Genomic DNA, 11667 nt, shown 5'->3' with positions numbered 1-11667 from the left:
CCCAAAGACCACCGGACCCAAAGACCACCGGACCCAAAGACCACCGGACCCAAAGACCAGCAGGGCGCTCGCCCGGTGGGGGCGCCGTCGTAGGTGCCGATCGCCACCGCGCGGCCGGGCTCGCTGGAGAGGCGGCCGGCGCGGTCGAGGCCCAGGTGGTGGGGCCGCCGCGAGGGTGCGTCGGGCCTCCTCGTACACGGTGAGTGCCTCGGCGGGCCGCCCGGCCGCTTGCAGGGCCCGCGTCAGCTGCCCGTAGAGCCGCTCGCCGAGCGGATGCCAGCGCCCGCAGCTCCGGCACCGGCTCCGGCCCGCTCCCGAGCGCGGGATCCGCCTCGATCCGATCCTGTACGGCGGCCGGCCGCAGCTCGTCGAGCGGGGTGCGCTCGGTGTGCGCGTCCGGCAGATCGGGCAGTGCCGGGCCGCGCCACAGGGCGAGGGCCTCGCGCAGCCGGACGGCGGCCTGCGGGTGATCGCCGGCGGCGGGGCGGTACGTCCCTCCGCGGCCAGCCGCTCGAAGCGGTGCACGTCGACGCTGTCGGGGCGGGCACCGATCCGGTACCCGCCGGGGCCCGCCCCGATCTCGGTGTGCGGGGCCGGACGGCGCCGTGGCCGGGAGACCTGGGACTGCACCGCGTTGGCATGGCGGCCCCGGCGGGCGGCTCGGCGCCGTACAGGCCCTCGGTCAGGCGTCCCACGGAGACGCCGCGGCCCGCGTCGAGCAGCAGGAGGGTGAGCAGGGCGCGCGGGCGGGGGCCGCCGGGGTCGAGGTGGTGCCGTCGTCGGTGCGGAGGTCGAGGGGGCCCAGGATGCCGAAGCGCATGGCCGGAGTCTGGCAGGCCGTCCGGTCGCCGGGGCACAGCAGAAAGCCGGCCCACCTGAGGTGGACCGGCTCAATGCAGCGAACCAGCAGTGGCCGCGCGCTTAGCTGTGCGTCAGCGCGAGACCTTGCCGGCCTTGATGCACGAGGTGCAAGCGTTCACGCGCTTCGGCGTCCCGCCGACCACGGTACGCACACGCTGGATGTTCGGGTTCCAGCGGCGGGACGTACGGCGGTGCGAGTGCGAGATGTTGTTGCCGAAGCCCGGCCCCTTGCCGCAGACGTCGCAGTTGGCAGCCACGGGTCACTCCAAAGACTTCAGATGCACTTACGGTTGAACCCGGCAGGCCGGGATCACGATCGTAGGATCAAAGATCTGAGTGGCGTTGCCAGGGGGGATAGCCCGATCAGGATCGGGCAACCGGAGCAGCATACAACGACTGCGCCAGTACAACGAAACTACCATGGCTGCTCAGGGCCCCGGTCCCGTCCCTCTTCCGGTGGACACCCGCCCAAGGTCTACGCTGCGTCCCAGTCCAGCAGCTCAAGGAGGCGCAGGTGCCACAGGTGCCGCAGACATTCCTCGATGCTCTCGCGGTGCGCACCTGGTGCGGCCTCGCGCTGCGCGCGCTCGGACGGGCGCGCGAGGAGATCGACGCGATCAACGTCTATCCCGTCGCGGACGGGGACACCGGGACCAACCTCTACCTGACCGTCGAGTCGGCGGCGACCGCCGTCGAGGCCGTCTTCGCCGGGTACGAGGCCGGCTCGGCGCCCGCCGGGAGCCCCTCCCTCGCCGACGCCGCGCACGCGATGGCGCACGGCGCGCTCATCGGCGCGCGCGGGAACTCCGGGACGATCCTCGCCCAGCTGCTGCGCGGCATGGCCCAGGTGCTCGCCGAGGGTGCTGCCCCTCGCACCGACGCGGAGGGGCTGCGGCTGGCCCTGCGGCACGCGGCCGACTCCGCCCGGCAGGCCGTGGCCCACCCCGTCGAGGGCACGGTCCTGTCGGTCGCCTCGGCCGCCGCCGACGCGGCGGGAGGAGCCGAGGGCGACTGCGCGACGGTCGCCCGGGTGGCCTACCAGGGGGCCTGCGCGGCGCTCGCCGCGACCCCGGGGCAGTTGGCCGTCCTGGCACGCGCGGGGGTGGTCGACGCGGGTGGGCGGGGGCTGGTGGCGGTGCTCGCGGCGCTGGTGGAGACGTTCACGGGGGAGCGGCCGGGGGACTCCGCCGCCTCCGACGCGGGTGCCTACGCGCGCGTGGCGCCCGTCGAGGCGGAGGCCGTCGACGGCGACCGCTGCGCCGATGCCACCGAGGGCGGCGGCCCCGCCTTCGAGGTCATCTATCTCCTGGAGGCCGACGACGCGGCCGTGGACCGGCTGCGGGAGCGGCTCGACGCGCTCGGGGACTCGCTCGTCGTGGTCGGCGGCGACGGCCTGTGGAACGTGCACGTGCACGTCGACGACGCCGGCGCCGCCGTGGAGGCGGGCGTCGAGGCCGGCCGGCCGTACCGGATCCGCATCACGCACTTCGGCGTCGACGACGTGCACGCGCGCGGTGGCGAACGTCCGCCCCGCGAGCGTGCCCAGCGGGCCGTCGTCGCCGTCGTGCCGGGCGAGGGCCTGGCCGGGCTGTACACCGAGGCCGGCGCGACCACGGTCCTCGCGCGCCCCGGGGAGCCACCCGCGAGCGGCGAACTCGTCGAGGCCGTACGCCGGGCCCACGCGCGCGAGGTCGTGCTGCTGCCCAACGACGCCGACCTGCGCCACACGGCGGCCGCGGCGGCCGAGCAGGCCCGCTCCGAGGGCATCCGGGTGGCCCTGATCCCGACCCGGTCGGCGGTCCAGGGGATCGCCGCGCTCGCGGTGCACGAGCCGGACCGCCGTTTCGACGAGGACGTCGTCTCGATGACCTCGGCGGCCGGCGCCACCCGGTACGCCGAGGTCGCCGTGGCCGAGCGCCAGTCGTGGACCATGGCCGGCATCTGCCAGGCCGGCGACGTCCTCGGGCTCATCGACGGCGACGTGGCCGTCATCGGCGCCGACGTCACCGCCACCGCGGAGACCGTCCTGGACCGCATGCTGGCGGCGGGCGGGGAACTCGTCACCCTGGTCCTCGGCGACGAGGCCCCCGAAGGCGTCGCCGAGCGTCTCGAGGCGCGGGTGCGGGAGGCCTACCTCGCGGTCGACACGGTCGTGTACCGGGGTGGGCGGCAGGGGGCGTTGTTGCTGATCGGGGTGGAGTAGGGGGAGAGGGAGGCTGAGGGGCGGCGGGGATCGTTGAACGATCCCCGCGTACATGGGGGTTCGTTCAACGATCCGCCCGCCAACAGGAGATTCGTTCAACGATCGTCCTGCCCACCCGGATTCGTTCAACGATCGGTCCGCGCGCCCAGAGACTCGTTCAACGACCCCCGCCGCCCGCAGGGGATTCGTTCAACGATCCTCCTGCTCCTCCACCACCTGCAACAGCTGCTCCGCCTCCGCCCGCCGAGCCCGTACGGTCTCGTCGCTCCCGCCGCCGTCCAAGTCGGCGTCGGCGTCGGCCTCCGCGTCCGCGTACGCCCGCAGCACCGCACGCGCGCGTGCCGCCGCCTGCGCCGGGCGTCCCAGGTCGGTCTCCAGCCAGCCGGCGGCCAGTTCGGCGCCGGTGCGGGCGTGCAGGGCGCCGTCCTCCAGGCAGACGAAGACCGCGACCGCCTCCGTCATCTGGCACAGGGCCTCCTCCAGCGCGGCCCGGATGGAGTCGTCGTCGGCGTCCTCGGCGGCCGAGCGGGCGAGCAGGTCCCCGAACTGGCGGTGCGTGTGACCCAGTTCGGCGACGAGCCGCACACGCGCCTCCTCGTCGTCCGTCGCACCCAGCGCGTCCGCGCACTCCTCGACGGCGCTCGTCATCAGCTCCCGTGCCGCGTCCGTGCCGTTGTCCACGCCGTCGTCCATGCGCAGCGCCAGCCACGCGCGGGCCCGCAGGGAGCGGACCAGCCCGTGGACGTTGCCGAGGGAGCGCCACAGTTCGCCCGCGCGCGCGTAGGCCCGGTCCGCGTCGACGGGCAGCCCCGCGTGGCCGAGGGACTCGGCGGCCAGGTGCGCCAGGGTGGCGTGGTCGTGCTGCTCGGGCCAGTGGCGGGCGATCTCGGCGGCCTGGAGCCGGCGTTCGGCGGCGGCCCGGTGCTCCCCGAGCTCGCTCAGGCAGTCACCGAGCCACCACTGCGTCTGCACGACCACCCCGTCGCCGTGCGTCTCGGCGCTCAGGTCCGTCAGCGCCGACTCCAGCACCTCCGCGCCCTCGGCCCAGCGGCCCTGCCGCACCAGGAACCCGCCCAGCTGGTGCCGCGCCCACGCGCCGAACGTCGGGCCCTCGCCCGCCTCGTCGGCCCAGTGCGCCGCCTCCAGGGCGTGCTCGGCGGCCTCCTGCGCCTGTCCCCGGCCTCCGACGACCTCGGCGAGCTGGAGATGCAGCTGCGCGCGCCCGACCGGTTCCAGGTGGGCGCCACCGTGCTCCAGGGCGGCCCGCAGCGCCCGCTCCGCCCCCACCAGGTCGCCCAGGTGGTGTGCGAGCCCGGCCAGCCGCGCCTCGTACTCCACGGCGAACCACGGCAGCCCCGCCGCGACGAACTCCGCCGCCGCCCGCGCGAACAGCTCCGCGCCCGCCTCCGCGTCCCCCGCTTGCGCCGCCAGCTCCGCGAGCATCGCGTGCCCCTCGGCGATCCGCGCGGCGAGCCGTACGTCGTCCCCGGTGCGCCCCTCGACGAGCGCCAGCAGTTCCCGTACGGCCGCCTCGGCCTCCTTCAGGACTTCCTGCGCCACGGGCCCGTCGGTGTCGTGGACGCGCCGCATCAGGATCCGCGCCCGGCCCATCAGGACGCCCGCCGCCTGCGGGATCCGCGTGCCGCCCTCGGCGTACAGCGCGAGGACCTGGTCGTAGGGGCCGGCGACCGCCGCGAGCGCCTCGTCGACGTCCCCGTCGAGCGCGCGGACGTACGCGGCACGCGCGCGTGCCGCCAGGGCCTCGCCCGGGTCACCCGCCTCCGCGTACAGTTCCGCGGCCCGCTCGAACGTTTCGGCACCCCGCGGGCCGAGCCCCATCGCCTCGTGGTCGACGATCTCCGCGCGGTCCCGGGCGTCCAGGTCGGCGCCCTCCGCGGCACGCGCCACCGCCGCCCACGCCTCGACGGCGTGCGGCTGGAGGGTGTCGGACAGCCGCCGCGCCTCGGCGAGCAGGTCGGACAGCTCCGGCTCGGCGGCCTGCTGGACCGGAGCCGGAGGCACGGCCACCGAGGCCGCCGGCCGCACCGCCCGCACCCCGAGCGGCAGCCGTTCCACCAGCGGCCGCTGCGCCATGCGCGCGCGTGCCCGCTCACTCACGTGCGACGTGCCGTTGCGCTCGTCGAAACGCGCGGCCAGCGCGAGGGCCTCCCCGCGCGCGTGGGCGGCGAGACCGTCCGCGGTCCACGGCCGCCCGGCCGGCCCCGGCACCCGCTGACCGCCGAGGCCCAGCGCGGAGAGCCGCTCCATGAGCAGCGCCACCACGCTCAGGAACTCCAGCTTGCTGCGCGGATGCCCCTCGTCCGTGAAGTACGCCGGCCGCTCCGCGAGCAGCTCCAGGCCCCGCGCCTCGTTGCCGGTCAGCGCGCAGAACTCCACGTGGTCGGCGTACGCGCCCCGCATGCTCTCCATGGCCCGAACCAGCCGGAAGCCCCGCAGGTGGTGGGCGCGCGCCTCCTCCAGGCGCCCGAGGCGCAGCAGCGGCACCAGGGAGGACGCGAGCACGGTGTGTGGTTCGTGCGCGCACGTGTACGCGCCCTCCAGGATGGGCGCCCACACCTCCAGTGCCTCGGCGTCCCGGCCCCGCTCCGCCTGCCACCAGCCCTGCCCGTGCAGCTCGCACGCGTGGCAGTCGGCCATGGTGTCGCGGTCGGCGGCCAGCCAGGCGGCGAACGCCCGCTCGGCCCGCGCCACGTCCCCGACGTGCGCGGCGACGCTGAACTCGGCGCTGCGCACCGCCCGCTCGGAGTGCCCGGCGAGCCGGTAGCGGTGCTCCATCTCGCCCAGCCACTTCTCCACGGACGCCAGCGGAATGTGCGGCTGGTCGAGCATGCCGGCCGACATCCACTTGAAGACCCAGTGCAGCGAGTGCGTCTCGTACTCGTCGAAGTCCTCGGGCCGCTCGTCCCACATGCGCAGCAGGCGCGCGAACGGGACGAACATCTTGTCCTTCTCGGAGCTGTAGTTGTAGACCTTCAGCTGGTGTCCGAGCGCCTCGATCACGGCGAGCGGGACGTTCAGCTTCTCGGCCTCCACGAGCAGCTGCTCCGCGCGCGCGTTGCGGGCCGGACCCTCGGGCTGTTCGGAGTTCTCCGCCATCGCCCGGCGGAGCGAGTCGAAGTCCGTGATCTCGGTCATCAGTGGCCGTCCTCCCCCTGTGCGGACTCCCCGTGTGCGGACTCCCCGTGCTCCCTGTGTGTGGCCCATTCCAGGAGGCCTATGAACGCGCGGTTCAGCAGCGCGGAGTCCGCGGGGCGCAGCGGCCGCTGCGCCATCAGCAGCGCCTGCCCGTACAGCGACTCCGAGGCGGTGCCGATCAGCTCCGGGTCGTTCAGCGAACTGATCCTGCGGATCAGCGGGTTGAGGTGGTTGAGCACCAGACGCGCGCGCGGGGCGCTGCCGCGCAGCGAGCCCAGGATGCCCGCCCACAGGTCGTCCGCCCGCGCCTCCGCCTCCGCCCGCGCCTGCTCGTGCCGGGCCGCCCGGTCGTCCAGGTGCAGCGCGGGCACGGAGAGGGGGTGGAAGGCGCGCAGGACCACGTCACAGCCCAGCGGGTCGAGCCTCGCCCGCGCGGCCGCCAGGAAGCCCGACAGCGCCAGCTCCTCGGCCGGATCGACCGCGTCCAGGTGCGCGGTCACGGTGTCCGCGTCCAGCTCGGCGACCACCGTCCCCGGCCGCACCGACGGCAGCGCCTCGATCAGCTCGCTGTCGTACGTGTAACCGCCGTTGATCACCCCGACGCCCTGCGCGGACGCGATCGGCGCGACCTGCCGGTACTCCTCCACGGTCCGCGTGAAGTGCACCACCGGGTGCCGCTGCGCGAACTCCTCCAGCGACAGCCGCCCGTCGGTCGTCTCGAACGGCAGCCACGGCAGCATCGTGCGCAGCATCTCCTTGTCGTGCCGCGCCAGGGACTTCACACCCAGGTGGTGCACGGCCAGGAAGGCACCGAGCCGCTCCGGGTCACCGGCGGCGAGACCCGTCAGCCACGACCGGATCCGTTCGCCCAGCGCCTCCCGCACGGCCGCCAGCGTCTCGTCCTCGTACAGCGACTCGCGCGAGGCCGTGGGCCGCAGGCTGTCGGTGTCCAGGACGCAGCGCACGAAGAACGCCCAGTCGGGCAGCAGCTGTTCGGCCCGCTCGGTCAGCAACATGCCCTTCAGGTGCACGCGGTGGCTCCCCCGCTGGGCCGGACTGACCGCCGCCGGCAGCACGTACGCCACCCCGCGGATCCCCGCCAGCGGCACGTTCAGCTCGATCGAGTCGAGCGGCGTGAAACCGAACAGCTCATGGCAGTGCCGGGCCAGCGCCACCCGCCGGTTGGCGGGGGAGGGGTACGCCCGGTCCCAGGGCGCCGGCAGGTCGGTGACCGCCTCGTCGCCCACCCGGACGTCGTACGGCAGCAGCGAGCCGAAGTCCCGCGCCAGCTGGAGCACCCGCTGCTCGGAGAGCCACTCCGCGGCCCCCGCGCGCGCCACCAGGTGCACGGTCGTGCCCGGTTCGGGGCGCTCCGCGTCGGGCAGCGTCCGCACGGTGTACGAGCCGTCGTCCCGGGCCGTCCACTCCACGGGCGGCGCGCCGGGCGTACGGGCGCTGCGGCTGACCACCCGGATCCGCTCGGCGACCACGAAACAGGCCAGGAGTCCGATGCCGAACTGACCGAGGAAGTCGGACCGGGCCTCCTGCAACCCCTCCGCCCGCTTGGAACTGCGCCCGATGGTGGCCAGCAGGTCGTGCACGTCGGCCTCGGTGAGACCGACACCGGAGTCCTCCACCCGCAGCCCGCCGTCCGACGCGAACAGCCGCACCCGCGCCGGTGCGTCGGGCTCCTCGGCCCGCCGGGCGGTGACGGCGTCCACGGCGTTCTGCAGCAGCTCGCGCAGGTACACCCTGGGACTGGAGTAGAGGTGATGGGACAGCAGGTCCACCAGACCACGCAGGTCGACCTGGAACGTATGAGGTGACGGTGATGCCTGGGATGACTGTGAGGTCTGGGAGTCCATCGCTGCAGCACCGCGGACTGGGGAGGGCCGGCGGCGCGGGGTCGGGCGGTCCCGGTGGGGCGGTGACCGCGGGGATGGCCGGAGCGCGCCATCCTAGAGCCCGAACGAGCCGTCTGACCAGGGGTTTCAAGACACGTATCCGGCATTGTCAGTGGCGTGGTGTGCAATGGATCTCGTGCCCGCACTCGAAGAACCACTGAAAAAGGTGCTCGGCCCACCGACCGCGAAGGTGATGGCCGAGCACCTCGGCCTGCACACCGTCGGCGATCTGCTGCACCACTACCCGCGCAGATACGAGGAGCGCGGCCAGCTCACCCACCTCGCCGACCTCCCCCTGGACGAGCACGTCACGGTGGTCGCCATGGTCGCCGACGCCCGCCTGCACACCTTCGCCTCCGCCAAGGCACCCCGGGGCAAGGGCCAGCGCCTGGAGGTCACCATCACCGACGGCAGCGGCCGCCTCCAGCTGGTCTTCTTCGGCCACGGCGTCCACAAGCCCCACAAGGAGCTCCTGCCGGGCACCCGCGCGATGTTCGCGGGCAAGGTCTCCGTCTTCAACCGCCGCCTCCAACTGGCCCACCCGGCCTACGAACTGCTGCGCGGCGACTCGGACGACGCAGGCGACACCGTCGAGACATGGGCGGGTGCCCTCATCCCGATCTACCCCGCCACCGCCAAGCTGGAGTCCTGGAAGATCGGCAAGGCGATCCAGACGGTCCTGCCCAGCGCCCAGGAGGCCGTCGATCCCCTCCCCGACGGCCTCCGCGAGGGCCGCGGCCTGGTCTCCCTCCCGGAGGCCCTCCTCAAGATCCACCGCCCGCACACCAAGGCCGACATCGCCGACGCCCGCGCCCGCCTGAAGTGGGACGAGGCCTTCGTCCTCCAGGTGGCCCTCGCCCGCCGCCGCCATGCCGACGCCCAGCTCCCCGCGGTCCCCCGCAGACCCCGCCCCGACGGCCTCCTCGCCACCTTCGACGACCGCCTCCCGTTCACCCTCACCGAGGGCCAGCGGAAGGTGTCGAAGGAGATCTTCGACGACCTGGCGACGGAGCACCCGATGCATCGGCTGTTGCAGGGTGAGGTCGGAAGCGGGAAGACCATGGTGGCGTTGCGCGCCATGCTCGCCGTCGTCGACGCCGGCGGTCAGGCCGCCATGCTCGCGCCCACGGAGGTGCTCGCCCAGCAGCACCACCGCTCGATCGTGGAGATGATGGGCGAGCTGGCCGAGGGCGGAATGCTCGGCGGGGCGGACGACGCCACCAAGGTGGTGCTGCTCACCGGGTCGATGGGGGCGGCCGCGCGACGGCAGGCGCTCCTCGACCTCGTCACCGGAGAGGCCGGCATCGTCATCGGCACCCACGCGCTGATCGAGGACAAGGTCCAGTTCCACGACCTGGGCCTCGTCGTCGTCGACGAGCAGCACCGCTTCGGCGTCGAGCAGCGCGACGCCCTGCGCGGCAAGGGAAAGCAGCCTCCGCACCTGCTCGTCATGACCGCCACGCCCATCCCGCGCACGGTCGCCATGACCGTCTTCGGCGACCTGGAGACCTCCGTCCTGGACCAGCTCCCGGCCGGCCGCTCGCCCATCGCCAGCCATGTCGTGCCCGCCGCCGACAAGCCCCACTTCCTGGCGCGCGCCTGGGAGCGGGTCCGCGAGGAGGTGGCGAAGGGCCACCAGGCGTACGTGGTCTGCCCCCGGATCGGCGACGAGGAGGACGACCCGAAGAAGGCCGGCAAGAAGAAGTCCCCCGAGGACGAGGCCGAGAAGCGCCCCCCGCTCGCCGTGCTCGACGTGGCCGGCCAACTCGCCGAGGGACCGCTGCGCGGCCTCGCGGTCGAGGTCCTGCACGGCCGTATGCCGCCCGACGACAAGGACGCGGTGATGCGCCGCTTCACCGCCGGTGACACCGACGTCCTGGTCGCCACGACCGTCATCGAGGTCGGTGTGAACGTCCCGAACGCCACCGTGATGGTGATCATGGACGCCGACCGCTTCGGCGTCTCCCAGCTCCACCAGTTGCGAGGGCGGGTCGGCCGTGGCTCGGCACCCGGCCTCTGCCTCCTGGTCACCGAGATGCCGGAGGACGGCGCGGCCCGACGGCGGCTCGACGCGGTCGCCTCCACCCTCGACGGCTTCGAGCTCTCCCGCATCGACCTCGAACAGCGCCGCGAGGGCGACGTCCTGGGCCAGGCCCAGTCCGGCGCCCGCTCCAGCCTGCGCGTGCTCGCCGTGATCGAGGACGAGGAGGTCATCGCCGAGGCCCGAGAGGAGGCCACCGCGGTCGTCGCCGCCGACCCGGAGCTGGCCGGCCTCCCGGGCCTGCGGACGGCCCTGGACGCACTGCTGGACGAGGAGAGGGAGCAGTACCTGGAGAAGGGCTGACAGACTGGGAGGGGTCACCGCTCGGGCACACCGTCCGAGCCGTTCGGGCACCGCGCCCGAGCCATCCGAGCACACCGACAAGGACCCAGGACATGACCCGCGTGATCGCCGGCGCGGCCGGCGGACGTCGCCTGGCCGTCCCGCCAGGGACCGGCACCCGCCCGACTTCCGACCGCGCACGCGAAGGTCTCTTCTCCACCTGGCAGTCACTCCTCGGCGGCCCCCTCGACGGCGAACGCGTCCTCGACCTGTACGCGGGCTCGGGCGCCGTGGGCCTGGAGGCCCTCTCCCGCGGCGCCGGGCACGTCCTGCTCGTCGAGGCGGACGCCCGCGCCGTCCGCACCGTCCGGGAGAACGTGAAGAGCCTCGGCCTGCCCGGCGCCGAGGTCCGCGCGGGCAAGGCCCGCCAGATCATCCAGACGCCCCCGGCCGAGCCGTACGACCTCGTCTTCCTCGACCCGCCGTACGCCGTCTCCGACGACGATCTCCGGGAGATTCTGCTCACACTCCGCACAGAGGGGTGGCTCGCGCCGGAAGCCCTCGTCACCGTGGAGCGCAGCACCAGAGGCGGCACCTTCGGCTGGCCGGACGGCTTCGCAGCGATCCGGTCCCGTCGCTACGGCGAGGGAACGTTTTGGTACGGTCGCGCCGCCTCTACGTGCGAAGACGCACGATGACCGGACCGGAGAGCGAGGGATCACAAGTGCGCCGCGCCGTCTGTCCCGGGTCGTTCGACCCGATCACCAACGGACACCTCGACATCATCTCCCGCGCCTCCCGCCTCTACGACGAGGTCTATGTCGCGGTGATGATCAACAAGTCCAAGAAGGGCCTGTTCGAGATCGACGAGCGGATCGACCTGATCCGCCGGGTCACCGCCGAGTACGCGAACGTGCGGGTCGAGGCCTTCCACGGCCTCCTCGTCGACTTCTGCAAGCAGCGCGACATCCCGGCCATCGTCAAGGGCCTGCGCGCGGTCAGCGACTTCGACTACGAGCTGCAGATGGCCCAGATGAACAATGGCCTCTCGGGCGTCGAGACGCTCTTCGTCCCCACCAACCCCACCTACAGCTTCCTCTCCTCCTCCCTGGTCAAGGAGGTCGCGACCTGGGGCGGGGACGTCTCCCACCTGGTCCCGCCGATCGTGCTGGACGCGCTCACCGAGCGCCTGAGGAGCGACTGACCTCCTGACGGCCCGT

General features: G+C 73.7%; 8 protein-coding genes and 1 pseudogene. 4 read left to right on the top strand and 5 right to left on the bottom strand.

Going from position 1 to position 11667, the window contains the following annotated elements; genetic code table 11:
- Positions 1 to 225 precede the first annotated feature (225 nt).
- From ACF1A1_RS22830 to rpmB, 3 genes and pseudogenes are all read right to left on the bottom strand, one after another.
- Positions 226 to 448: pseudogene (locus tag ACF1A1_RS22830) on the bottom strand (BTAD domain-containing putative transcriptional regulator); the annotation flags it as partial.
- Positions 449 to 682: 234 nt separating this feature from the next.
- Entirely contained in the window at positions 683 to 820 is a 138-nt protein-coding gene (locus ACF1A1_RS22825) for a hypothetical protein (protein ID WP_392002234.1), read from the bottom strand.
- A gap of 112 nt (positions 821 to 932) precedes the next feature.
- The gene (gene rpmB, locus ACF1A1_RS22820; RefSeq protein WP_003993230.1) at positions 933 to 1118 is read right to left on the bottom strand and encodes a 50S ribosomal protein L28; all 186 of its coding nucleotides are present in this window, start codon (positions 1116 to 1118) and stop codon (positions 933 to 935) included.
- A gap of 257 nt (positions 1119 to 1375) precedes the next feature.
- Here rpmB and ACF1A1_RS22815 point away from each other — a divergent pair, with 257 nt between their 5' ends.
- Entirely contained in the window at positions 1376 to 3064 is a 1689-nt protein-coding gene (locus tag ACF1A1_RS22815) for a DAK2 domain-containing protein (RefSeq protein WP_392002232.1), read from the top strand.
- Between the two features lie 189 nt (positions 3065 to 3253).
- Here the strand turns inward: ACF1A1_RS22815 and ACF1A1_RS22810 are convergent, their stop codons facing one another.
- Together ACF1A1_RS22810 and ACF1A1_RS22805 are read right to left on the bottom strand one after the other, a co-directional pair.
- The gene (locus ACF1A1_RS22810; protein WP_392002231.1) at positions 3254 to 6220 is read right to left on the bottom strand and encodes a tetratricopeptide repeat protein; all 2967 of its coding nucleotides are present in this window, start codon (positions 6218 to 6220) and stop codon (positions 3254 to 3256) included.
- Positions 6220 to 8085, bottom strand: a complete 1866-nt coding sequence (locus tag ACF1A1_RS22805; RefSeq protein WP_392002230.1) for an HSP90 family protein — start codon at positions 8083 to 8085, stop codon at positions 6220 to 6222. The genes ACF1A1_RS22810 and ACF1A1_RS22805 overlap by 1 nt, the downstream gene beginning before the upstream one ends.
- A gap of 166 nt (positions 8086 to 8251) precedes the next feature.
- Between ACF1A1_RS22805 and recG the strand changes: the two genes are divergently transcribed.
- The 3 genes from recG to coaD all read left to right on the top strand — a co-directional run bounded on the left by recG (position 8252) and on the right by coaD (position 11651).
- Positions 8252 to 10468: an ATP-dependent DNA helicase RecG gene (recG, locus tag ACF1A1_RS22800; protein ID WP_392002229.1), complete on the top strand. Its 2217-nt coding sequence runs from the start codon at positions 8252 to 8254 to the stop codon at positions 10466 to 10468.
- Between the two features lie 92 nt (positions 10469 to 10560).
- Positions 10561 to 11145: a 16S rRNA (guanine(966)-N(2))-methyltransferase RsmD gene (rsmD, locus tag ACF1A1_RS22795; RefSeq protein WP_392002227.1), complete on the top strand. Its 585-nt coding sequence runs from the start codon at positions 10561 to 10563 to the stop codon at positions 11143 to 11145.
- 26 nt (positions 11146 to 11171) lie between these two features.
- Positions 11172 to 11651, top strand: a complete 480-nt coding sequence (gene coaD / locus ACF1A1_RS22790; RefSeq protein WP_392002419.1) for a pantetheine-phosphate adenylyltransferase — start codon at positions 11172 to 11174, stop codon at positions 11649 to 11651.
- Positions 11652 to 11667: the final 16 nt, after the last annotated feature.

The organism is Streptomyces sp. NPDC014995 (assembly GCF_043080745.1).
Taxonomy (GTDB): Bacteria; Actinomycetota; Actinomycetes; order Streptomycetales; family Streptomycetaceae; genus Streptomyces.
The sequence above is the reverse complement of the archived record's forward strand: the minus strand, read 5'-3'. Positions and strand labels throughout refer to the sequence as shown.

Excerpts from the sequence above, each read along its gene's own strand:
- ACF1A1_RS22825 (WP_392002234.1), bottom strand. The coding sequence starts at position 820 with ATGCGCTTCGGCATCCTGGGCCCCCTCGACCTCCGCACCGACGACGGC.
- ACF1A1_RS22805 (WP_392002230.1), bottom strand. The coding sequence starts at position 8,085 with ATGGACTCCCAGACCTCACAGTCATCCCAGGCATCACCGTCACCTCAT.
- recG (WP_392002229.1), top strand. The coding sequence starts at position 8,252 with ATGGATCTCGTGCCCGCACTCGAAGAACCACTGAAAAAGGTGCTCGGC.
- ACF1A1_RS22810 (WP_392002231.1), bottom strand. The coding sequence starts at position 6,220 with ATGACCGAGATCACGGACTTCGACTCGCTCCGCCGGGCGATGGCGGAG.
- rsmD (WP_392002227.1), top strand. The coding sequence starts at position 10,561 with ATGACCCGCGTGATCGCCGGCGCGGCCGGCGGACGTCGCCTGGCCGTC.